This window comes from Spartobacteria bacterium UBA695 (assembly GCA_002298145.1).
Lineage (GTDB): Bacteria > Verrucomicrobiota > Verrucomicrobiia > Chthoniobacterales > Chthoniobacteraceae > UBA695.
Window position 1 is genome coordinate 402,813 of sequence record DBMP01000013.1, and the last position, 21,102, is coordinate 423,914.

21 protein-coding genes are annotated in these 21,102 nt (G+C 62.6%); 9 read left to right on the forward strand and 12 right to left on the reverse strand.

Going from position 1 to position 21,102, the window contains the following annotated elements:
- Positions 1–13 precede the first annotated feature (13 nt).
- Entirely contained in the window at positions 14–280 is a 267-nt protein-coding gene (locus B2828_RS08025) for a hypothetical protein (protein WP_479633194.1), read from the forward strand.
- A gap of 34 nt (positions 281–314) precedes the next feature.
- Here B2828_RS08025 and B2828_RS08030 read toward each other — a convergent pair whose 3' ends face one another.
- From B2828_RS08030 to B2828_RS08040, 3 genes are all read right to left on the reverse strand, one after another.
- The gene (locus tag B2828_RS08030) at positions 315–2,831 is read right to left on the reverse strand and encodes a DNA topoisomerase III (RefSeq protein ID WP_479633195.1); all 2,517 of its coding nucleotides are present in this window, start codon (positions 2,829–2,831) and stop codon (positions 315–317) included.
- Positions 2,832–2,932: 101 nt separating this feature from the next.
- Entirely contained in the window at positions 2,933–4,030 is a 1,098-nt protein-coding gene (gene dprA, locus B2828_RS08035; protein ID WP_479633196.1) for a DNA-processing protein DprA, read from the reverse strand.
- A gap of 59 nt (positions 4,031–4,089) precedes the next feature.
- On the reverse strand, positions 4,090–5,955 hold the full coding sequence (locus tag B2828_RS08040; RefSeq protein ID WP_479633197.1) for a DUF4912 domain-containing protein: 1,866 nt from the start codon (positions 5,953–5,955) through the stop codon (positions 4,090–4,092).
- A 177-nt stretch (positions 5,956–6,132) separates the two neighbouring features.
- On the opposite strand from B2828_RS08040, the gene hisF reads away from it, so the two are divergent.
- Entirely contained in the window at positions 6,133–6,909 is a 777-nt protein-coding gene (hisF, locus tag B2828_RS08045; RefSeq protein WP_479633198.1) for an imidazole glycerol phosphate synthase subunit HisF, read from the forward strand.
- Positions 6,910–7,120: 211 nt separating this feature from the next.
- On the opposite strand, the gene B2828_RS08050 is transcribed toward hisF, so the two are convergent.
- The 6 genes from B2828_RS08050 to rph form a co-directional block, all read right to left on the reverse strand.
- Complete coding sequence (locus B2828_RS08050) at positions 7,121–8,671, reverse strand: 2-isopropylmalate synthase (protein ID WP_479633199.1); 1,551 nt, start codon at positions 8,669–8,671, stop codon at positions 7,121–7,123.
- Between the two features lie 272 nt (positions 8,672–8,943).
- Complete coding sequence (locus B2828_RS08055; RefSeq protein ID WP_479633200.1) at positions 8,944–9,816, reverse strand: hypothetical protein; 873 nt, start codon at positions 9,814–9,816, stop codon at positions 8,944–8,946.
- A gap of 222 nt (positions 9,817–10,038) precedes the next feature.
- A complete protein-coding gene (locus B2828_RS08060) occupies positions 10,039–11,931 on the reverse strand; it encodes an O-antigen ligase family protein (RefSeq protein WP_479633201.1) in 1,893 nt (630 codons plus the stop codon).
- 66 nt (positions 11,932–11,997) lie between these two features.
- Complete coding sequence (locus B2828_RS08065; protein ID WP_479633202.1) at positions 11,998–12,204, reverse strand: hypothetical protein; 207 nt, start codon at positions 12,202–12,204, stop codon at positions 11,998–12,000.
- 36 nt (positions 12,205–12,240) lie between these two features.
- The gene (rpmB, locus tag B2828_RS08070) at positions 12,241–12,504 is read right to left on the reverse strand and encodes a 50S ribosomal protein L28 (RefSeq protein WP_479633203.1); all 264 of its coding nucleotides are present in this window, start codon (positions 12,502–12,504) and stop codon (positions 12,241–12,243) included.
- Between the two features lie 89 nt (positions 12,505–12,593).
- Positions 12,594–13,367: a ribonuclease PH gene (gene rph, locus B2828_RS08075; RefSeq protein WP_479633204.1), complete on the reverse strand. Its 774-nt coding sequence runs from the start codon at positions 13,365–13,367 to the stop codon at positions 12,594–12,596.
- Between the two features lie 168 nt (positions 13,368–13,535).
- Here rph and ligA point away from each other — a divergent pair, with 168 nt between their 5' ends.
- The gene (ligA, locus tag B2828_RS08080) at positions 13,536–15,629 is read left to right on the forward strand and encodes an NAD-dependent DNA ligase LigA (protein ID WP_479633205.1); all 2,094 of its coding nucleotides are present in this window, start codon (positions 13,536–13,538) and stop codon (positions 15,627–15,629) included.
- A complete protein-coding gene (locus tag B2828_RS08085) occupies positions 15,626–16,381 on the forward strand; it encodes an enoyl-CoA hydratase (RefSeq protein WP_479633206.1) in 756 nt (251 codons plus the stop codon). Before ligA ends, B2828_RS08085 begins: the two co-directional genes overlap by 4 nt.
- Before the next feature lie 51 nt (positions 16,382–16,432).
- Here B2828_RS08085 and B2828_RS08090 read toward each other — a convergent pair whose 3' ends face one another.
- Genes B2828_RS08090 through B2828_RS08100 form a run of 3 tightly spaced genes read right to left on the reverse strand, consistent with a single transcriptional unit; the run spans position 16,433 to position 17,592 of the window.
- On the reverse strand, positions 16,433–16,960 hold the full coding sequence (locus B2828_RS08090) for a hypothetical protein (protein WP_479633207.1): 528 nt from the start codon (positions 16,958–16,960) through the stop codon (positions 16,433–16,435).
- A gap of 3 nt (positions 16,961–16,963) precedes the next feature.
- Entirely contained in the window at positions 16,964–17,323 is a 360-nt protein-coding gene (locus B2828_RS08095) for a DciA family protein (protein ID WP_479633208.1), read from the reverse strand.
- Between the two features lie 35 nt (positions 17,324–17,358).
- Positions 17,359–17,592 carry a ferredoxin gene (locus tag B2828_RS08100; protein ID WP_479633209.1) on the reverse strand — a complete coding sequence of 78 codons (234 nt, stop codon included), beginning with the start codon at positions 17,590–17,592 and terminating at the stop codon, positions 17,359–17,361.
- 156 nt (positions 17,593–17,748) lie between these two features.
- On the opposite strand from B2828_RS08100, the gene B2828_RS08105 reads away from it, so the two are divergent.
- The 5 genes from B2828_RS08105 to B2828_RS08125 all read left to right on the forward strand — a co-directional run bounded on the left by B2828_RS08105 (position 17,749) and on the right by B2828_RS08125 (position 21,068).
- Positions 17,749–18,234 (forward strand): YajQ family cyclic di-GMP-binding protein, encoded by a 486-nt coding sequence (locus B2828_RS08105; RefSeq protein ID WP_479633210.1) that lies wholly within the window; start codon positions 17,749–17,751, stop codon positions 18,232–18,234.
- A gap of 74 nt (positions 18,235–18,308) precedes the next feature.
- Positions 18,309–18,692 carry a VOC family protein gene (locus B2828_RS08110; RefSeq protein WP_479633211.1) on the forward strand — a complete coding sequence of 128 codons (384 nt, stop codon included), beginning with the start codon at positions 18,309–18,311 and terminating at the stop codon, positions 18,690–18,692.
- Between the two features lie 6 nt (positions 18,693–18,698).
- Positions 18,699–18,974: a BrnT family toxin gene (locus B2828_RS08115; RefSeq protein WP_479633212.1), complete on the forward strand. Its 276-nt coding sequence runs from the start codon at positions 18,699–18,701 to the stop codon at positions 18,972–18,974.
- 24 nt (positions 18,975–18,998) lie between these two features.
- Complete coding sequence (locus B2828_RS08120; protein ID WP_479633213.1) at positions 18,999–19,268, forward strand: CopG family antitoxin; 270 nt, start codon at positions 18,999–19,001, stop codon at positions 19,266–19,268.
- A gap of 66 nt (positions 19,269–19,334) precedes the next feature.
- Complete coding sequence (locus B2828_RS08125; RefSeq protein ID WP_479633214.1) at positions 19,335–21,068, forward strand: hypothetical protein; 1,734 nt, start codon at positions 19,335–19,337, stop codon at positions 21,066–21,068.
- The last annotated feature ends 34 nt before the right edge of the window (positions 21,069–21,102 follow it).

Consider the following 21,102-nt stretch of genomic DNA (forward strand, 5'->3'; position numbering starts at 1 on the left):
GTTTAGGTTTTATATGAGCACTCTTTTGGAAGCAGACAAAGTGATCGACCAGATCGACAAGATTTCGCCGTCGAAGGACCAACTGCGGGTGGCTTCGGACGTGGCCCTGGGCCTGGGATTCGCCTCGATTGCGGTCTCTATCGCCACGTGGTTTTTTACCAAGCCCAAAGACGCCGCCCACTCCGAGCGGTTCGGCATCTTTATCGGGCTTTGGGTTCCGAGCTTCTTTATCCTGGCTAACCACCTGGCCCGCCGGGCGGAATCCAAGAAGGATTTCTAGCGGCGACGGACCGGTTGCCCGGGGGCGTTTTTTTTTAAGCCCCCGGCGCCGGAGTCGCCTCGCTGGATTTCGCCGTGGCCCGCTTGGCAAAGCGTCCGCGCCCGGCTCCCTTGGCCTTTGGTTCGCGCGGGGGAAATTCGAAGCCGACTTTCCCCTTTTCGAGCTTCAGGAAGGCGTCGAAAGCCCGGTTGGTCTTGGACGAGATGAACTTGGTGATCAAGTCCGTCTTGCCGGTTTCAATCAGCTTGCGGGCCTGCTCGACGGGGATCTCTTTTTTAAGGATCAGCCGCCCCATGCGGAAGGTGCACTCTTTGGAGGGCGTTTTTTCGCAGATGTAGGCGGTATCCGTCTCGCGTACCGGCGCTTTGCAGATGGGGCACTGGCCGATGATCGGCAGGGCGCTCAAATCGGCGGGCGTCGTATCCTCTTCCTTTTTCTCGAACTCGAACTTTGGCTTGTGCTCCTCGTCGAGGAAGAGCGCCGCCTTGAAGGCCCGGCCCATCTTGGAGCGGAAGCCTTCCAGCGGCCCGATTTTGTGTTCGGTTAAGAGCGTCTGGACCTCCTCGGGAGCGAATTCGCGGCCCGCGACGGTTTTGTAGAAAACGTAATCGCACGAGGCGCAGCGGTAGGTGCGGTAGTTCTGCTTGAGCGGGTGCGCGCCGCACTTCGGGCAGGCCACGTCGAGGTCCTCGAAGGCACCCTCGGGCGGTTCCGCGCCGTTGCGGATTTTTTCCACGATCTGCAAGGTGAGCTCGCGGATCTGGCGCATGAATTCCTCGCGGTCGAGCTGGCTCTGCTCCATCTGCTTGAGCTTGAACTCCCACTCGCCGGTCATCTCGGGCTTGGTCAGCGTCTCGATGCCGATGCCTCGTAGGCCGGTGATGAGCGAGATGCCCTTCTGGGAGGCGATCAGCTCGCGACCCTGGCGGCGGATGTACTCCTGGAGCACGAGGCCTTCGATGACCGCCGCGCGCGTGGCCGGGGTGCCGAGGCCGCGGGAGCTCATCGCCTCGCGCAGTTCCTCGTCGTCCACGAGCTTGCCCGCGCCTTCCATTGCGGAAAGCAGCGTGGCTTCGTTGAAGCGGGCCGGGGGCTTGGTTTCGGCTTCCTTGACGGCGATTTCCAGCGTCCGGGCGTCCTCGCCGGGGCGAACTGCCGAGAGGGCCGCGCCGCCCTCCTCTGTGGCCGCTTCCTTGCCGTAGACGGCCATCCAGCCGGGTTCTTTGATCACTTTGCCCTCAGTCTTGAACGGCTCGCCCTCGACGCGGGTGATGCGGGTCGTCAGCTCAAACTGGGCGGGTGGGAAAAAGGCGGCGATAAAGCGCTGCGAGACCAGGCGGAAAATCTTCCCTTCCGCTTCGCTCAGCGCACGCGGGGGCAGGCCCGTGGGGATGATGGCGTTGTGGTCGGTCACCTTGGCGCTGTTAAAAACGCGCTTGTTGGGGCGGATCCACCCGGCGTCAAGCGCCTTGCGGGCGTGGACGGTGAGGCTGGTGTCGGGGAAATCGGACATGATCCGCAGGACGTTGCCCAGATTGTCGTCGGGCAGGTAGCGGGAATCGGTTCGCGGGTAGGTGAGGACCTTGTGCTTTTCGTAAAGCGCCTGGGCGATTTGCAGCGTGCTCTTGGCGCTGAAGCCGAAGCGACCGTTGGCCTCGCGCTGGAGGGTCGTCAGGTCATAGAGCTGGGGGGCGATCTGGCTGGAGGCCTTTTTCTCCTCCGTGACGATGCCCACTTTGCCCTCGCACTTGGCCTGGATGGCGTCGGCCTGCTCGCGGTCCCAGATGCGCTCGGCTTTGAGCTGGTCGTCCTCGGATTTCTTAAACTTTTCGTCGAACCAGCGGCCGGGGTAGGTGCCCGCCTCGACGCCGAAAATGCCGTGGACCTCGAAGTACGGGCGCGGCTTGAAGGCGCGGATGCGCTCCTCGCGCTCGACCAGGATGGCCAGGGTGGGCGTCTGCACGCGGCCCGCCGTGGTGAGGCGGAAGCCCCCCTGCTTGGAGTTGAACCACGTCATGCCGCGCGTGGCGTTGATGCCCACCAGCCAGTCGCTTTCGCTGCGGCAGACGGCGGCGGCGGCCAGCGGGCGCATCTCCTCGTCGGAGCGCAGCCGGTGAAAGGCGGTGCGGATGGCCTCGGGGGTCATCGACTGGAGCCAGAGGCGGCGGATCGGCTTTTTGCAACCGGCCTTCTGGATCAAGTTGCGGAAAATCAGCTCGCCCTCGCGCCCGGCGTCGCAGGCGTTGATGACTTCGTCGATGTCATCGCGCTTGTTCATGAGGCGCTTGAGGAGTTTGAAGCGGCTCTCGGCCTTGCCGTCGGTCGGGGCCAGCTCGAACTGTGTGGGGAGGATGGGCAGATTTTTGATGTCCCACTTGCCACGTTTTGGCTCAAGGCCTTCCGGCACAATAAGTTCCAGAAGGTGGCCGACGGCGGAAGTAATGACGTACTCGTCGTTTTCGAAAAATTCGCCTTCTTTTTTAGCCTTGAGGGTCCGGGCGATGTCGCCTGCGACGCTCGGCTTTTCTGCGATGACCAGTTTTTTGCCCATGAAAATCAAAAAGTATCGGAGGGGTCCTCAGATTACACCGGGGGACGCAGAATTTTCCAAGGGTCTGGAAATCTGCGCAATCTGTGTATTCTGCGGATAACTCATAGTAATTTTACAAAGTGCTGCCCCGGGAGCTGCTTTACGAGCCGCTTGATCTGGAGGGCCAGCAGGGTAGAAGAGACTGCCCCGGGTGGCAAACCGCTTTTCGCAATGATCGCATCGATCGGGGTTTCCTCTTCCTCGATGGCGTCGTATACGGCTTTTTCGTTTCCGGCAAACTCAATCGTTCGACCAGGGGTCGGTTCCAGGGTCGGTTTTTCCGGCAGCAGGATCTGAAGGTCGTCCAAAATGTCCTCGGCGGCCATGACTAATTTCGCTCCCTGCTGGATGAGCCGGTTGCTTCCGGCGGAGGTGGGGCGGTCGATGGGCCCGGGTACGGCGTAGATGTTGCGGCCCTGTTCTTCGGCCTGGCCCGCGGTGATGAGGGCCCCGCTTTTCAGGCCTGCCTCGACGACCAAGAGCCCGTCGCTCCAGCCGCTGACGATCCGGTTACGCTGAGGAAAGGTGCCCTTGTCGGGGGTGGTCAGCATCGGGAATTCGGAGATGACGGCCCCGGACCCGGCGGCGATCCGCTCGGCCAGCGCCTGGTTTTCCGCCGGGTAGAGTTCCATAAGCCCCGAGCCAAGCACTGCGACTGTGCGCCCCTTGGCCGCCAGGGCCCCCTGGTGGGCGGCGGTGTCGATGCCCCGGGCGAGGCCGCTGACGATGGTCATCCCGGCGTAGGCGAGCTGGTAGGAGAGGCGTTTCGCACACTCCAGGCCGTAGTGGCTGGTTTTGCGGGAGCCGACGACGCTGATGGCGTGGCGGTCGCGCTCGGTCAGCTCGCCCCAGACGTAGAGGACCAGTGGCGGGTTGTAGATCTGGCGCAGCAGGGGCGGGTAGGCCGGGTCGGCCTGGGTGATCACGTCGGCCCCGAAATCAACGATCCGGGTCAGCTCGGCCTGGAGATCGACCGTGTCCTCCCAGTGGGAGAAGGCGTGGGCGAGTTCCTGCCCGATGCCCGGGAACTGCCGCAATTCTTCCGCTTTGGCCGTGAGAAGGCGTTGCGGGGATTTAAATACGTCCAGGAAACGCCGCAAGCGCACCGGTCCCAGGTCGGGGATCAGGTTCAGCGCGATGCATGCCTCGGTTTCGTTCACGGCGGGAACGCTACCATAGACCTTACCGCTTCTGGCGAACGTTTTTTTTACCGACGGGTTTACCGACGCCCGATGGGGGGGCCCAGATGGGTCGGTTGCGGGGTGTGCCCCACCTCTCCGACGCGCAGCGTCCCGCGCTCGAAACGGAGCACGGCGCAGCGCTGTTCCTGGCCGTCGGGCGACTCGGCTACGATCGGGATTTCGGAAGTGCTGTCGGGAAAAATAAAGTGATGGCGGAAGGTGCCGTCGGGGTTGAGGGCCACCGGTTTGTTGTCGATCCAGACCTTGGCCTCGGGGTGTGTGCCGCCGTAGAAGATCACCTCGGCGTTGACGTGCATGAAAAACGAGCGCGGTTTGCCAAAGGGCTGCGCGCTCCAGCTTGCGCCAAAGGAGCTCACCCCGCCTGAGCCGCCCGCCCCGGAAGCCCCGCCGAGCCCATAGCCCCAGGAGCTGAGCCAGGAACTCCAGAAGCGGGAGTCGCCCCGCGCGGCCCCTTTCCAGGAGGCGAGCCAGGAGCTTTGGAAAAATGAGGAGACCGACGAGAGCCCGCCCGCCGCGCCCGCCCAGGAGCTGAGCCAGGAACTTAAGCCCGCCGACGAAAACGAGGAGACTCCCCACGAGGCGCCGGACCAGGAACTGAGCCAGGAGCTCCAGAAGGACTCGCCCTTGGCGGCCGCCTGCCAGGAGGAGAGCCAGGAGCTTTGGAACGTCTCGGAAGCGCCCGCTGCGAGGGCCCAGGAGCTCAGCCAGGAACTCCAGAAAGAACTTTGCGCCGCGCCGGGCCAGGAGGAGAGCCAGGAGCTGAGGCTCTCATTTTTGGCCCCGGGCCACGAGGCGAGCCAGGAGCTAAGCGCGCTGCTGGGTGCGCCGATGCCGGGCCAGGAGGAAAGCCAGGAGCTGATTTCCCGGCTGACTTCCGCGCCAGGCCAGGAGGAAAGCCAGGAGGCAAAAGCGCCGATCTCCGCGCCGCTGAGCCAGGAGGAGAGCCAGGAGCTAATTTCGCCCACCTCCACCGCCGCCCTCCACGAGGCGAGCCAGGAGCTGAGGCCCAGGCCCGCGCCGCTAAAGAGGCTGGCCGTGCCGCCAAGGGCCCCTTCGCCGGGGATGAGCCCGCTGGCGCTTTCGCTAAAGAGGCGATCTTTGAGCTGCTGGCGCAGGCGGCGGTCGATCTCCGCCGGAGCGAGCTTGGCCAGTTCGTCCAAATCATTGCCCAGGAGCACGGCCAGGACGCGCCGTTGCTCGTCGGTCCAGTCGGGGATCTGCCCCAGTGCAAAGGCTAGTTTACGGCCTTCGTTTTGGAGCCGGGAGAGCGCGTCGACGAGGGATTCTCCGGGTCTGCGGGCGGGCTCCACCATGTCGAGCATCTTCTGGAAGGCCAGGTGGTAGGGGATCGTGGCAAAGGTGTCGGCCACCTGTTCGGAAAGGCCGTCGGAGGGGGTCGTCGTTTCGTTCGAACGGGCGATGACCTCCCACGTTCCCGCTTGGTTGACGAACCCGATCTCAGCGTAGAATGTGGCGTTGCCGTGACCGGCTGAAATGTACCAGTTGCGGGCTTCGGGGGTCACCTCGGCGCGGTAGGTTTCTGCCGCGGTTGCCGCGTCGTAGACCCGGAGGTGTACCTTGCCGTCGGAGAGGCGCGAGAGGGGGTATTCGGCCCAGTCGATGTCCCAGTAGCAGAAGAGCCAATGCGGGTCGCGGGCAACGAGGAAGAGGGACTTGGAGCCGTAGGAGGCTGGCAGGGGGCCGAGATCTTCGTAGGCAGGGGGGGCGGTTTCTCCGGAAGGCGCTTCCTCTAACGTCACCTCGTATTTGTGAACGTTTTCGTCCGGCCTGCCATGAACGACCGGCTGTTTTGAAAGGTGAAAAGCACCCTTCTTTCCGGTTGCTGCCGATCCCGAAATATTCCCTGTGTGAATTTTGCCCATAGCCAAAATCGTTGCTCCTGATTTTCCGCCGACGGTGGTGATCTGTTCGCGATGCTAAAGTCAAGCGGAGACAACGCAATCAAATTCCTCCAAATCAGGTTTCGCCCTAAAAGTTTTCGGCAAGGATTTCCCGAACTTGCCGAGGAGGGCGGCAAGCGGTACCTTCTGCGCTTCATCATGTTGACCAAACGCATCATTCCCTGCCTCGACGTCCACGACGGAAAGGTGACTCGCGGCGTCCAATTTGGAAAAGCCGAAGCCGGTGAACTCCGCAACGTGGGCGACCCCGTGGAGCTGGCCATTCGCTACAATGAGCAGGGGGCCGATGAGATGGTTTTCTTCGACATTACCGCCACCGCCCAGGGCCGCGCCTCGATGATCGGGGTGATCGAACGAACCGCCGATCAGTGTTTCATGCCGTTGACCGTTGGCGGGGGGATCCGCAAGGTGGAGGATATGAGCCTGATGCTCAAGGCCGGGGCGGACAAGATCAGCATCAATTCCTCGGCCATTGCCACGCCGGAATTGATCGGCGCGGGGGCGGAACGTTTTGGCAGCCAGTGCATCGTCGTTTCCATCGATGCCAAGCGGGTTGCGCCGGATCGCTGGGAGGTTTTTTCTCACGGCGGGCGCAAGGCGACGGGCCTCGACGCGGTGGAGTGGGCGAAAAAGGCCGTGGCGCTCGGCGCGGGCGAAATCGTGCTCAACTCGATTGACGCGGACGGAACCAAGGCGGGATACGATTTGGAGATAACCCGCCGGATCAGCGAGAGCGTTGAAGTACCTGTTGTCGCGAGCGGCGGGGCGGGCAAGCTGGAGCACATGGCGGAAGTATTGGCCGTGGGCAAGGCGGATGCCGTGCTGGCGGCCAGTGTGTTTCACTTTGGGCAATACACCGTGGGCGATGTGAAGCAATTCCTCGCCGGACGCGGCGTACCGGTGCGGTTGACGTAGAATTTTTTTCACCACAGAGGACGCGGAGGAAAAGGCGGGAGTCGCTTTTGCGATTCCCTGTTGTACCAGAGTTGTACTGCCGCATCTTTGGGGGCGAAAAAGAGCGTCTTTTTTGATCCCTCAGAGCGAGTATGCGCCAAGGTGCAGAAAAAAGGCACGGAAACCATTTGGGTCCCCGTGCCTTTCAGATTTTTCCTTAACCGGCGCGCGCTTACGGCGTCTCGGCGGCGACGCACTTGGCGATGATCTTCCCGCTCAAAATGCGGTTGACCGCGTTCAGGTAGGCGCGGGCGCTGGCTTCGATGACGTCCGTGCTTGCCCCCTTGCCGGTGACGAGTGTGCCTTTGCCAAAGTCACATTTGATGGTGACTTCGCCCAGCGCGTCTTTGCCCTGGGTGACGGCCTGCACGTTGTATTCCACCAGGTTGCCCTGCTGGTTCAAGATGCGGTCGATGGCTTTCATTGCGGCGTCGACGGCTCCGTTGCCGGGGCTGGAATCCTGGAGGATTTCGGTGCCGCGCTTCAGGCGGACCGTGGCGGTTGGGATGGTCGAGCTGCCGCTGGCGACGTGGATGTAGTCGAGCGCGTAACCTTCGGTGTGGTCGTCCATGGAGTCGTTGACCAGGGCCGACAAGTCGTCGTCGTAGACGAATTTCTTTTTGTCGCCGATGTCTTTGAAGCGGTCGAAGACGCTGGCCAACTCCTTGTCGCTCAAGCGGTAGCCCAAGTGCTCCAGGCGCTTGGCCACGGCGTGGCGGCCGCTGTGCTTGGTCAGGGGGAGTTCTGTTTCGCCCCAGCCGATCTCGCGCGGGTCCATGATCTCGTAGGTCTCGCGCTTTTTCAAGATGCCGTCCTGGTGGATGCCCGAGCTGTGGGCAAAGGCGTTCTCGCCGACGATGGCTTTGGAACGCTGGACCATCAAGCCGCTCATCCGGCTGACCAGGCGGGAGGATTTGACAATCTCGTGGGTGTTGACGCCGGTAGTGACTCCGCCGAAGTAATCTCCACGCGTCTTCAAGGCCATGACGACCTCTTCCAGCGCGACGTTGCCCGCGCGCTCTCCGATGCCGTTGATGGTTCCCTCGACCTGCCTCGCTCCGGCCTTCACGGCGGCGAGCGAATTGGCTACGGCCAGGCCCAAGTCGTTGTGGCAGTGGACGCTGATGATGGCGTCGTCGATGGCGCGGACGTTCGATTTGAGGTACGAAATCAACGCGGCGTATTGCTCCGGCACGGCGAAGCCGACGGTGTCGGGGATGTTGACGGTGGTGGCTCCGGCTTCGATGACGGCTTGCACGACCTGGGCCAAAAACTCGGGCTCGGTGCGGGAGCCGTCCTCAGGCGAGAACTCCACGTCGCGGCAGAGTGCCTTGGCTCGTTTGACGCCCTCTACGGCCAGGCGGATGATCTCCTCGCGGGCTTTGTTGAGCTTGAATTCGCGGTGGATCGCCGAGGTGGCCAAGAAGACGTGGATGCGTCCCCGGTCGCCCGCCGGTTTGATGGCGGCTCCGGCGGCGTCGATGTCTTTGGAGACGCAGCGGGCCAGGCCGCAGATGACGGGGCCTTTGATTTCGGTGGCGATTTTTTGGACGGCTTCGAAGTCGCCGTCGCTGATGACCGGGAACCCGGCCTCGATGACGTCCACGTTGAGCCGCTCCAGCTGCCGGGCGACTTCCATTTTTTCCCGCAAATTCATGGATGCGCCGGGACACTGCTCTCCGTCGCGCAAGGTGGTGTCGAAAATGATGACTTTATCTGACATAAAAACTCTCTCTGGTTTAAAAAAGGTTCAGGTGGATGGAAACAGGATATGAGGCTGGGCGCCGCACTCCACCAGAGGAGCAGCTGCAGCCGATTACGACGATAAGCTCCGCGAGGACCTTCCGCTCTGAAATATCAGAGGAGCGGAAGCTCGAGGAGCAACGTAAGTCGGCTGGTCAGCAAGTGATGCATTGGTAATGCCAATGCTATAAACCGGTCCGTGGAAAAATCAACCGGAAAAATGGAAGGGCCCGAGCCGGACCCTCTTCCGGGCTAACCGTTCTGGTTTTTTGTTTCGGGAGTCGTCACCGAGCCGGCGCTCAGGCCGCTGGTGGTGGTGGTGTTCCCGGTGGCGTTGTTGATGACGTTGGAGCTGGTCGGCAGGGCGTTGTAAACCTGGCCAGAGTTGACGTTGGTCACGATGGAATCCAGCTTGGTATTCAAGTTGGAGTTATCCGTCTTGAAGGCATCGGCAAAGCCGCTGATGACTTTCGAAACATCGCTGCTTCCCGAGGTGGTCTTGATTACCGATGCGGTGATGCCAACGACTTCGGCGGCTATTTCGGGGTGGCTTGCGGACAGGACGGAGGCGACTTCGCGGCCCACTTGGGCGATGGCTTGCTGGTTGGCCTGGGATTTGCCCGGCAGGGAGGTCACCAGGATGGCGACGGTCTCGGCGATTTCACCATGAAACTGCAAGGCAGAGCCCTTGGCCAGGATGGCGTTGACGAGGGCTTTGGCGATGCTCGGGGCCTCGGCGGCGAGGGCGGGGTTTTTCTCAAATTCACGGCCAATGGCGGCGGCGAGGTAATCACCCCGGATGCCGGTGGCTCTTTCCACGCCCGCGATGACCTCGGCCGCGCTCTTGGGATTGGCGACGGCGTATTCCGCTGTCAGCTGGGCGATTCGCGAGGAAGATTTTCTGGCTTCGGCGACGATTCTCTCAACCGGCTGCTGCGCTGGGCCGTAGCTTCTTTTAGGGGCCTCTTGCGCTCCGACTGGCGGCGGCAGGGTGGTTTGCGGGACGGTCGGCGCCTCGAAAATGTTGCCGTTGCGATCGGTTATGAAGCGGCCGCTCTGCGCGAAGGCAGTCGTGCCGAGCAGGAGTAGGGCGGGGACGATTTTGAGCAGAAGGTGGGTTTTCACGGTGGGATCGGTTGGGTTAGGGTGAAAAATAGAGCAGGGCACGAAAACCTCGGTTTTTTTTTGGAAAGTTGTAGCGGTTTTTTAGCGGTTCATTTCGCTCATGCCGGATTCTGGGTGGTCTAATTTCGGGATACTAGGGTGTTCCGTGCAAAAATCAAACAAATCCTATTTTAGGCACCTCTAGAAACCAGCGGCACGCCACCCATTCTGTCTTTGCGCCCTTTATTGGGGAGGCGTTGCCTGGAGCTCCGGACTTTTGGCCGGGTCGGTGGCGAGGATGGACTGGGCTTCCACGATGCCGATGGTGTGGGCGTCCTTGGTGCCGAGTTTTCGCGCCTGGGCCAGGGCGGCTTTGGCTTCTTCGTCTTTGCCTAAGAGGGAGAGGTGGGTGCTGTAGTAGGCTTGCAGGACGCCCAGGTTCGGGTCGAGCCGGATGGCTTCGAGGTAGGCGCTTTCGGCGGCGTCGAAGTCCCGCGCGCCGTCGAGGGCCTGGCCCATGCGGACCAGGGCGTTCTCGTCGTTCGGGAAGAGGGCGAGGGACTGCCGGTAGGCGGTGACGGCGTTTTCAAACAGGACGGGCCGCATGGCTTTGAGGGGCATTTGCGTGGCGGAGATTCGCCAGGCCTCGCCCAGGTAGAAGTACGGGTAGGGGTCGGACGGGTCGGCCTTGATGGCTTGGTTCGCCCAGTCCTGAGCCTCGCGCAGCAGGCCGTCGCGCAGGGCGGCGCGCGCTTTTTCCGTCCAGTACTCGCCCTCGAAGCGGTAGGCGGCCGCGGCGATGAGCGCGAGGCCCGCCAGGGCGATGCCCGCGCGGGTGAGTTTCAGGGTCGTGTTCCAGGCGGGGGCCTGGTCGGGCTTGCCTGTTCCCGGGTTGGCCAGGAGGCCTAAGATCCACGCAAAGAGCAGGGCGTTGCCCGGGATGTGCATGTTGAAGTCGATCACGGAGTGGGCCATGAGCGTCAGGACGGCGCTGACGGCTCCGACGGTGAGCGCCAGGGCGTCGCTGCGCGGGACGGTCAGCGTATTGCAGAGCCGCCGCAGCGTGATGGTGCGGATGTTGCGCAGGCCGACGCCGAGGTGGAGGCCCAGGAATGCGAGCAAAAGCACTTCGCCGACGACGCCGTACTCGGCGAGCAGCTCGAGGTAATCGCCGTGGGAATGGATCGGGTCGGCCTGGATCTGCGGACGGCGGTACTGGCGTCCGAACCAGAGATGGCTTCCGGCTCCCGTGCCCAGGAGCGGGGCTTCTTTGAATTGATCGAGGGTGGCCTGCCAGTTGTAGATCCGCACGTCCTGGGTGGACTGGGAAATGCGATCCAGCCGATCCCGGACGTGGCGATTGAGGAGCATCAGTTTGCCCGCGCCCGCTGCCAGCAGGACGGCGATGGCGACGGAGATGAGGACGGTCCGCAGGAGCCCCTGGCGGTTATAGATCCCGACGATCCAAAACGAAATCAGCGTGAATGCCACGAGGCCCCCGGCGCTGCTCAGGTAGCCGCCCCGGCTGCCGGTGATGACGACGCCGAAAAAGCAGACCGCTGTGGCGTAGCCTGTGACCAGCTTCGCCCCGGCGCTGAAACGGCTCCAGACGGTGAGGCTCAGGGCCATGATGCCGATGGCCTCCAGATAACCGGCAAGGTGGTTGGGGCAGATGAGCAGGCCGCTGGCGCGCGAGTCGTAGCCGTTGCGCAAAAAGCCGAAGAGCATGAACTCGTTGCCGTTCTTAAACTGGGCGATGCCGATGACGACGTGCACCATGGCTAGCCCCAGCAAGGTGAGGAGGAGCCAGACGCGGGCCTTGGTGGCGTGCAGGTAAAAGGCGGTGATCAGGTAGACAAGCAGGCAGCCCGCCACCATGAAGGCGTCCGTCCGGGCCATGTAGGCGACCGGGGAGAACCAGGCGCGCACGAGAACGTAGGCCGTCAGGAGCACGGCGGAGACGACGCAGAGCGGGGAGGGCTTGGGGGCCGGTCTGCGGATGAAAAAGAGGGCCAGCAGGGCGCTCAGGCCGATCAGCGCGTAGGTGGGGTAGCTGAATAGGAGCCGCGTGCCGCCGATAAGGAATTGAATGAGAACCAGCGAAACGCCAAGCAGGGAGACAAGGAGGTAGTTCACGGAACAAAAAAAAAGGCGGTTCCGAAGAACCACCTTTATTTAAAATCAGCCTAAGCTGGAAAGCTACTATTTCTTGATTTTCTTCAACAGGGGGAGGCCCGTGTTGGAGTTTTCAGAAACTTCGTAGCCCGCCGGGAGCTTGTCGATGGCCGCTTCGCCCGCAACGCCCGCGAAATAGTAAAGGGTCACCTGCTGGCCGCCCTTAAGTTGTTGCTTGCGTTCGTGGAGGAAATACTCCTTGCCACTCTTGGCGCTTTTTACACTGTAAGCCATATTCTTCGATCGGTTTGGTTTGGGTTGGTTAAAAGGTTAGAGAAGCCCTGCCTTCTTGAGGGTGGCGTAAGCCCCGTTTTTGGAGACGGTCTTGAGCGCGCGAGCCGAGAGCTTGATGACTACGAAGGAGTCGAGCTCAGGCACCCAAAGGCGCTTGGTTTTCAGGTTAGGGGTGAAGGTGCGCGGCACATTCTTGGTGACGTGACGGCCGACGCCACCTTTCTTTTTGGCCATACCACGGCGGTGGATGACGCTGCCGCGGGTGATCCCCGCTCCGGTGATGGTGCAAATCTGTGACATAGCGTTTCTATCTGAAAGGGCGCTAAAAGTGGACGTTTAGCGGCCATGGGTCAAGCGTTTTTCTGGAAACAATCGATTTCTCTGTGGATTTACTGGGGAAGGGTGCTGATTCCGGCCTGAATGGCGGCTTTTTGGGCGGCCACGAGCTCGCGGATGCCTTTGCGGCCCAGGGCCAGCATGGAGGCCAGTTCCGCGTCGGTGAAGACGGACTCCTCGCCGGAGCCTTGCAGCTCGACGAATTCCTGGGCCTCGGTCATGACCAAGTTCATGTCCACGGCGGCGTCTTTATCCTCTGTGTAGGCGAGGTCGAGCAGCGGGACGCCGCCCACCATGCCCACGCTGATGGCTGCGACGAGGCCCTTGAGCGGGTTCCGGGAGAGCTTGCCCGCGCGGATCATTTTCTCAAACGCCAGGGCGGAGGCCACGCAGGAGCCGGTGATGGAGGCGGTGCGAGTGCCGCCGTCGGCCTGGAGGACGTCGCAGTCGATCCAGAGGGTGTTGGCCCCCAGGGCCCGCAGGTCTACGACGGCCCGCAGGGAGCGGCCGATGAGGCGCTGGATTTCCGAGGAGCGACCGTCGAGCTTGCCCCGGGCGATGTCGCGCTGTTTGCGGTCAAGGGTGGAGTAGGGGAGCATGGAGTATTCCGCCGTGAGCCAGCCGCCGGGGACCTTCTGTTCCTTCATCCAGCGGGGGACGTCGGGCTGGATGATGGCCGAGCAGATGACGCGGGTGTTGCCCGCGGCCACGAGGACGGAGCCGGTGGCGTTCGGGGCGAAGTGCGGCGTGAAGGAAATGGGCCGGAGCTGGTCGGGCTGGCGGCTGTCGTTGCGGAGCGCGGCGAAGGGGCTGGATGGAGTGGGCATGGGAAAAAGTGTGGTTTGGAAAGCGGGGAAGATGAATCACGCCACCGTGGCGGGCGAGAACTTTTTACCCGGGCCACGCGCGGCATGGGGCGCGGTAAGCGCGGTAAGCGCGGTAAGGATGTGATTCACAAAAGGTTCAACTCTGCTACGCTGGGGGCCGTTTTTCCCATGGCCACCACGCCCAGCACCACGCCAGACCTCTTTTCCTTTTCATCCGAGCCCGCCCCGGAGAGCGCCCGCCAGCGGGTCCAGGCCCTCCGCGCCGAGCTCGACGAGCATAACCGGCGCTATTACCAGGAGGCGGCCCCGACCGTCTCTGACCAGGAATACGACCGCCTTTACCGCGAGCTGGTCGATCTGGAGGCCCGCTACCCGGAGCTGGCCACGGCGGATTCCCCGACCCGCCGCGTCGGTGGCGCGCCGCTCTCGCAGTTCGCGCAGATCCGCCACCAGATCCCGATGCTCAGCCTGGATAACACCTACTCCGAGGAGGAGGTGGCCGCGTTTTTCGTCCGGCTGGAAAAGCTGATCCCCGGCGAGAAAATCGAAACGGTCATCGAGCCGAAAGTCGACGGCGTGGCGATTTCTCTCCTCTACGAGCAGGGCAAGCTCCGCTACGCCGCCACCCGGGGCGACGGCACCACGGGCGATGACGTGACGCAGAATGTCCGGACCATCGCGGGCGTGCCTCACCGGCTTTCCGGCAAGCACGTTCCGGAGCTGCTGGAGGTCCGGGGCGAGATCTACCTGCCCAAGGCTCGCTTCGCCGCCATCAACGAGGAGCGAACCGCTGCGGGCGAGGCCCCTTTTGCCAATCCGCGCAACGCCGCTGCCGGATCGCTCAAGCAGCTCGACCCGGCGATTGTCGCCCAGCGCGGGCTGGGGGGAATTTTCTACGGCCTGGGTGTCGTCAAAGGGGCCGACTGGGCCACGCACCGCGAGGCGCTCGCCGCCCTCCGCTCCCTCGGGCTGCCGGTTCACGACCACGTCTGGATCGCCTCGACGCTTGAAGAGGTCCTGGGTGCCATCCACGAGCTTGACCAGGTGCGCCACGGCTTCCCGTTTGAAACCGACGGTGCGGTGATCAAAGTCGACGCGGCCCGGCAGCGCGAAGTGCTTGGCTATACCGCCAAGTCGCCCCGCTGGGCCATGGCCTATAAATACAAGCCCGAACAGGCCGAGACGCGCTTGCGGGAGATCACGATCCAGGTGGGCCGCACCGGCGTACTGACCCCCGTGGCCGAGCTGGACCCGGTTTTTGTCAGCGGCAGCACCGTTTCCCGCGCCACGCTCCACAACGAAGAGGAGGTGGCCCGCAAGGACATCCGCGTGGGGGATACCGTGGTGGTTGAAAAAGCGGGCGAGGTGATCCCGGCTGTCGTCGAGGTGCGCAAAGAGAAGCGCCCCGCCGATTCGGAAGTTTTTAAAATGCCGGAGACCTGCCCCTCGTGCCATACCCCCGTCGTGCGCGATGCCGAGCAGGTGGCCATCCGGTGCGTTAACCCGAGCTGCCCCGCGCAGCTCAAGCGCCGCCTGGAGCACTTCGCCTCGCGCGGCGCGATGGATATCGAGGGCCTCGGAGAAGCGATGGTGGACCTGCTCGTGGAGCGGGAACTGACGCGTGACCTGGCCGACATCTACCGCCTCAACCTCCTCAAGCTCGCCAGCCTCCCGCGCATGGGCGAAAAGAGCATCTCGAACCTGCTCTCGGCCATCGAGGCGAGCAAACAGCAGCCGCTCTGGCGCTTGATCTTTGGCATGGGCATCCTGCACGTCGGGGCCACCTCGGCCCGGGCGCTCGCGGCGCACTACCGCTTATTGGATCAGCTCATGGCGGCCACCTCGGAGGAGCTCCAGCGCATTCCCGACGTCGGCCCCGTCGTCGGCCCGGCCATCGTCCAGCATTTTGCCAACCCGGGCACGCGCGAGGTCATCGAACACCTGCGGGCCGCCGGGCTCAACTTCGGCGAACGCGACCCCGAACCGGCCCCGGCCACCGGCGGCGCGTTCCTGGGAACCACCTGGGTACTCACCGGTACGCTTAGCCAGCCGCGCGAGGAAGCGGCGGAGCTGATCCGCGCCAAGGGGGGGAAAGTGACCGAATCGGTCAGCAAAAAAACGACCTACGTGCTGGCCGGGGAAGAAGCCGGGAGCAAGCTGGAGAAAGCCAAGAAACTGGGCGTCCGGGTGCTCACGGAGGCAGAGTTCCGGGGGATGCTGGAGGGGGCGGAGTCATCGCATCAAGAAGGAGAAAACAAATGATTAAGTCTTCACATGACCGCGGGGTGCAAGTTATCGAGCTGAATCGCCCGGATAAAAAGAATGCCTTTACCGGGGCGATGTACGACCAGTTGCGCGAGGCCTTGATCGCGGCGGATGCGGACGCGTCCGTCAAAGTGATTCTGCTCACCGGGGCCGGAAACGCCTTCTCGGCGGGGAACGACCTCAAGGACTTCCTCCAGTCCCCTCCGGAGAGCGCCGATGCGCCGCCTTTTGCATTCCTCAAGGCCCTCGCCGGGGTGAAAAAGCCCGTCGTTGCGGCGGTCAACGGCGTTGCGGTAGGCGTGGGGGTTACCCTCTTATTTCATTGCGATCTGGTTTATGCGCAAGAGAGCGCCCGCTTTGCCTTCCCGTTCGTTGCGCTGGGGCTGGTTCCCGAAGGGGCCTCCAGCTTGCTATTGCCCCGGCTGGTGGGGCATCAGCGGGCCTCCGAGATCCTGCTTTTCGGCGACCCCATTTCCGCCAGCGAGGCCCATGCGCTGGGGCTCGTCAATCGCGTCATCGGCGATCAGCCGGTGCTGGATTTTGCGTTGGCGCAAGCCCTTCGCCTGACGCAACTGCCCCTGGGGGCCGTGGCGCGGACGAAAGCCTTGCTTAAGCACCCCGCCGAGGTTCAGGAACGCATCCAACTGGAAGCCGAAGCTTTCGTCGAGCGCACCCAGAGCGCGGCTGCCAAGGAAGCCTTCTCGGCATTCCTGGAAAAGCGGAAGCCGAATTTCTCCGGTTTGGATTAACCGGGCTAAATTCGGAACGAGGGAAAGCCCGCAAACAGGGCGTCCAGGGGTTCACGGAGGCGGAGTTCCGGGCGATGCTGGAGGGGGCGGAAGTTCTTTCAGTTTGATGGATTTGAGTATCCGTTCGACGGCGTCGAGGTTCGCAAGGCTTCGATAGCGTACATGAATATAAAATCCTACATCTGCGGAGGATAGGCCAAAATAAAGGTAATAAGGCCTCTCTGGGTATTCTTTCGGGGAATACTCGGAGTAAATACAAGCGATATCTATTCCTTTGTTGTCCTTTACAGGTGTGACAACGGTCCAGTTCTGTTTGCGCCGAGCGCTCCAAACTGAAACGGCTTGTTCGAATTGCTGCTGTAAACAGGCGGGAATCGAACCAGTCTCGCTCTCAAAAGCTAGCGAAATATCCGGACAGCGGTAAACCTCTTGGATGCTATCGATGGCGATGTGATGGACATCCTTGGCCATTGCTGCTGGAGTTTCCAACGTTGCAAAGCTTCCGTTGCGCTTTTGCCAGGGGGGATCGGAGGCTAGCGAAGCCGCTGCCGCCAGCAGCAATATGACGGCGGCTTTCATGCTTTACCCGATCTGAAACCGGATATCCCTCACCGCGCGCGCTCCGAAGCGCTCTTTGAACTTCGAGAGGATCTTCGTCTTCCAGACCCGGTCCAGCTCGTAATGCATTGTCGGCTGAAGCACCCGGACATAGAGCGTCCCGTGGTCCAGCCTTGCAGGAGTCGCGTGGCCAGCGATGAAATCGCCCACCAGCTCCTGCCACGCCCCCAGCACTTGTTCCTGCCGGAGGCGTTCCCCCAATCCCAGCGACTTCATTACGCCGCCGATCACATCGGAAGCGTTCTTCACGCGGTCCGGCTTGACTTGCGGTTCAGGCAAGCCGCGCCATTCGGCGATCACCAAAGCTCGCTGCCAGGGGGTCATGGGTTAAGATTTAAGTGCCAGAGCGAGGAGGGGAACTATTCCCCGTCGTCGCCGATGGCCTCCACCGGGCAGCCCTCTTTGGCCTCGCGGCAGAGGTTTTCTTCTTCCTCTGTCTCGGGTTGTTTGAGGACGTAGGAGTGGCCGCCTTCGTCGTTGCGACCAAAATTGGCGGGCGCTGTTTCGCGGCAGAGGTCGCAGTCGATGCACTGGTCATCAACATAGTAGCGGCCCAGCACGTTATCTGGATACTTGTTCGCAATGTCAGCCATAGGCCTTAATACTTCGGACGATCGGGGCTGATTGCAACGTTTTTTTAGGATCAACCTGCCTGATGCATGGATCGGGGCCCACCAGCGGCCCTAATAATTGCCGGGGCGCGAGTTTTGGCTTCCTCGCGGGGCCGTTTTGCCCTCATCATTCCCCGCATGCCTTCCTTTGACATCGTATCGGAAATAGACCGGGGAGAAATCGACAACGCCATCAACCAGGCCCGCAAAGAGCTCGCCTCGCGCTTCGACTTCAAGGGCAGCACGGCCAAGATCGAGTGGCAGAAAAACGAGATCGACCTTTCCGCCGAGGACGGCAGCCGCCTGAAGGCCCTGGAGGAAATCCTCGTCGGCAAGCTGGCCAAGCGCAACGTTGACCTGCGCAACATCGAGCGCAAGCCCCCGGCCATCTCCCCCCTGGGCCACGCCACGCAGAAAATCGTCATCAAACAGGGCATTGAAGGCGAAAAAGCCAAGGAAATCACCAAAGCCATCAAAGCCAACACCGCCAAAGTCCAGTGCGCCTTGCAGGAAATGCAGATCCGCGTTACCGGCAAAAAACGGGACGACCTCCAGGAGGTCATCGCCTTTGTCCGGGCCAAGGACTTCGGTGTCGCCCTCTACTTCAAGAACTTCCGCGATTAAATCGCCCAAGATTTGCCGCGACGCCGGGAACCGCTTCCTTTATAATGCGCCCAAGTACCGACTTTTAGCCTCCCATGATAACCAAGCTCCTGCATACCCGCTACCGCGTGGCCGACCTCGAAAAGACGGCCTCGTTCTACCGCGACGTCCTGGGCCTTGAGGAAGTCAGCCGCTTTCAGTCGCCGCGCGGCTCCCAGATCATCTATTTCAAGGCCCCCGGCAGCGAGGAACTCATCGAAATCTGCCAATACGACGCCAGCGGCCCCGTGGTCGTCGGCCCGGACCTCACCCACCTGGCCTTCGCCGTGGACGACCTGGAGGCCTTCGCCCGCCACGCCGCTGCCAAAGGCTACCCGCTGTCCGACGGCCCGATCCAGAGCGGCTCCGGCTCCACGATCGCCTTTATCGACGCCCCGGAAGGTTACGAAATCGAACTCATTCAAGCCCCCCAACCCTGAGCGCACATGGAATTTGACTGGCTCGACGCCCCCTTTGACCTGAAACCGATCCCCCCCAAGGAGATCGAGGAATCCTTCGAAGACCCGTTTTCGCTGCGCATCCTGCCGGACACCGTTCAGGCCACCGAGGCGCGCTACTTTAACCTGGGCCGGGCGATGACCGGACGCGGCATTTTCACCGTCTTCTGGACCGACGGCAAAGCCTACCGGGCCATTTTTTCGCGCGAAATGACACCCGAGGAGACCGCCTTTTACGAACGTAAGAACTCGGAGCTGAGTTAATCTTTTCCATTCTCCCCGCCCCACATGAACGTCATCAATACCTGGTCGGAAGTCCCGCGCTTCGAAAGCGAGGAAGACGAATGCGCTTTCTGGAGAAACACCCGCATCGACGCCCGGCTCATGAACGGCTCGCTCCTCAAGACCGACGCCCGGGAATCAACCACCGTAACCCTGCGCATCGATCCCCGGATGCTGGCGCGCATCAAGCGCCTCGCCCGCATGCGCTACCTTAATTACCAAAGCATGATCAAGCAGTGGCTTAGCGAACGGCTCGAAAAAGAGAACGCGAACTAGGCCGCCTCACGCTTTCAACCTTATCCGCCGGAGGTGCAAAGCGCCCACGGCATCCCTATATTTTCCGTGGAAAACCAGCCTTCCGAACCTTCTCCCGAAACGCCCTCCGCAACCCCAGCCGCACCCGCGCCTGAACCGGTCCCTGCACCTGCGGACAAAACGGCCGATAAACCAGCCGAAAAACCGGCTGCCGAAGCCCCCTCCGATCCGCTCCTGGCCCTGGCCTATGCCGCCAAAGCGGCCCGCCTGAGCCCGGCCGACGAGGAACACGCCGTCACGCTGCTCAAAGAGCGCCTCACCGGGGGCCGCGCCGGAATCACCGCCGCCGTGCCCGCCATGACCGACGGGCTGCCGTGGGTCGTCGCCGTCAACGCCGTCAGCGCCGTTTGGGAAGGGCTTTCAGCGGTCATGCGCCGCCATTTGCTCGCCGCCATCGCCAAAACAGAGACCGAACCGGCCCGCCGCCTCCGGCTGAGCCTGGCCCGGGGCATCTTTAAAATCGACCCGCCCGCCGGGTTAAAGCTCGCCTCCCAAGCCGCCGCCGGGCTCAAAGACCCTGAAAACGGCGCCCTCTCCGGCAAACATAGGCAGTATTTCTTCAACGTCTTCATCGGTAAGGGCAAGCCGTGGCTGCTCCAGCTCCCGCTGGGCGACCTCAAGGCGGGCGACGCCGACGCGCTGGTCCATGCCGCCATCGAGAGCTTCTCCTTCTGCCCGCCCTTCTCGCAGCTGACCATCCTGCGCTGGGTGCACGGCGCGGGTCGGCTCAAGAAAGTCGGCGAAAGCGACCTCGCAGCCATCGTCAAGAGCGTCTCGCGCTGGAACGTCAAGCTCCAGCGGCAGTTGAAGGCCGAGATTCCCGAGCTTCCCGCCGCCGTCGAGGCAGCCCTCAAGCCCGAGGCCTCCCAACCGGCGGCTCCAGAGGAAAAACCCAAACCCGCGGAGAAGAAACCGGCCCCCGAAGTCATCACGATTCCCAAGAAATCCAAGGCCCCCCGTGCTCCGTCTCCCGAAGAACCCGGTGCGCAAGAGCCGCAAGCCGAGCCCCCCGCCGCCGAGGGAGAGGAACCCGGCGAAGCCGAGCCGCAAGCCGAGGAAGGAGAGGCTCAGGCCGAGTCGCCCGCCGCCCAAGCCCGGCCCGAACGCCGCGAGCGCCTCACCCGCGAACAGCGTCACCAGGAAAAAGTGGAGCGCCGCAAACAGGAGCAGGAAGCCCGCCGCGAAAAGCGCGAACAACGCGAACAGCGGGAGCCTCGTGAACCACGTGAGCCCCGCGAACTGCAACTGCGCGACCGTGGCGAACCGCTGCGGATCAGCAGCCGCCCCTTCGATGCCAAGGAAGCCCTTCGCGGCATCGAAGGCTACATCACCGGCCTGCGCAACGAGCTTGAAAACGCCAAGGCCCAGCTTCACCGCCAGGAAAAACAGCGCCCGCGCTCGATCCACGCCGAGGAACCGCTACCCGCCGAGGAAGTCGAGGCGCTGCGGCGTCACAACATCCGGCTCGAATCGACCGTCGCCGAGCTGCGCGCGGAGCTTGAGGACCTCGCGGCCAACCACGAGGCCATCGCCGAGAGCCGCCTGCTGCACACCGCCGAGCCGCTGAGCGAGGAGAGCGTCGGTGCGCTGCGAGCACTGCTGGGCATCAAGCTCCAGGAAGCCTTCGAGACCTACCACGCCATGCGCCTGGAACCGCTCGACAAAGTTTTCCGCCTCGACTACCGCGACCTCCTCGGGAGCGTCTTCGATGTCCTGATGGAGCAGGGCGTACCGCTGAAAAAAGAGCCGCCCAAGTCATAGAACCCCTGATTTTTGCGCCACATCAGCCGCTTTG

What these genes read in the sequence shown, in the direction of transcription:
- B2828_RS08025 (WP_479633194.1), top strand. Translation starts at nt 14, where the DNA reads ATGAGCACTCTTTTGGAAGCAGACAAAGTGATCGACCAGATCGACAAG.
- B2828_RS08030 (WP_479633195.1), bottom strand. Translation starts at nt 2,831, where the DNA reads ATGGGCAAAAAACTGGTCATCGCAGAAAAGCCGAGCGTCGCAGGCGAC.
- B2828_RS08040 (WP_479633197.1), bottom strand. Translation starts at nt 5,955, where the DNA reads ATGGGCAAAATTCACACAGGGAATATTTCGGGATCGGCAGCAACCGGA.
- hisF (WP_479633198.1), top strand. Translation starts at nt 6,133, where the DNA reads ATGTTGACCAAACGCATCATTCCCTGCCTCGACGTCCACGACGGAAAG.
- B2828_RS08050 (WP_479633199.1), bottom strand. Translation starts at nt 8,671, where the DNA reads ATGTCAGATAAAGTCATCATTTTCGACACCACCTTGCGCGACGGAGAG.
- B2828_RS08065 (WP_479633202.1), bottom strand. Translation starts at nt 12,204, where the DNA reads ATGGCTTACAGTGTAAAAAGCGCCAAGAGTGGCAAGGAGTATTTCCTC.
- rpmB (WP_479633203.1), bottom strand. Translation starts at nt 12,504, where the DNA reads ATGTCACAGATTTGCACCATCACCGGAGCGGGGATCACCCGCGGCAGC.
- rph (WP_479633204.1), bottom strand. Translation starts at nt 13,367, where the DNA reads ATGCCCACTCCATCCAGCCCCTTCGCCGCGCTCCGCAACGACAGCCGC.
- ligA (WP_479633205.1), top strand. Translation starts at nt 13,536, where the DNA reads ATGGCCACCACGCCCAGCACCACGCCAGACCTCTTTTCCTTTTCATCC.
- B2828_RS08085 (WP_479633206.1), top strand. Translation starts at nt 15,626, where the DNA reads ATGATTAAGTCTTCACATGACCGCGGGGTGCAAGTTATCGAGCTGAAT.
- B2828_RS08090 (WP_479633207.1), bottom strand. Translation starts at nt 16,960, where the DNA reads ATGAAAGCCGCCGTCATATTGCTGCTGGCGGCAGCGGCTTCGCTAGCC.
- B2828_RS08095 (WP_479633208.1), bottom strand. Translation starts at nt 17,323, where the DNA reads ATGACCCCCTGGCAGCGAGCTTTGGTGATCGCCGAATGGCGCGGCTTG.
- B2828_RS08100 (WP_479633209.1), bottom strand. Translation starts at nt 17,592, where the DNA reads ATGGCTGACATTGCGAACAAGTATCCAGATAACGTGCTGGGCCGCTAC.
- B2828_RS08105 (WP_479633210.1), top strand. Translation starts at nt 17,749, where the DNA reads ATGCCTTCCTTTGACATCGTATCGGAAATAGACCGGGGAGAAATCGAC.
- B2828_RS08110 (WP_479633211.1), top strand. Translation starts at nt 18,309, where the DNA reads ATGATAACCAAGCTCCTGCATACCCGCTACCGCGTGGCCGACCTCGAA.
- B2828_RS08115 (WP_479633212.1), top strand. Translation starts at nt 18,699, where the DNA reads ATGGAATTTGACTGGCTCGACGCCCCCTTTGACCTGAAACCGATCCCC.
- B2828_RS08120 (WP_479633213.1), top strand. Translation starts at nt 18,999, where the DNA reads ATGAACGTCATCAATACCTGGTCGGAAGTCCCGCGCTTCGAAAGCGAG.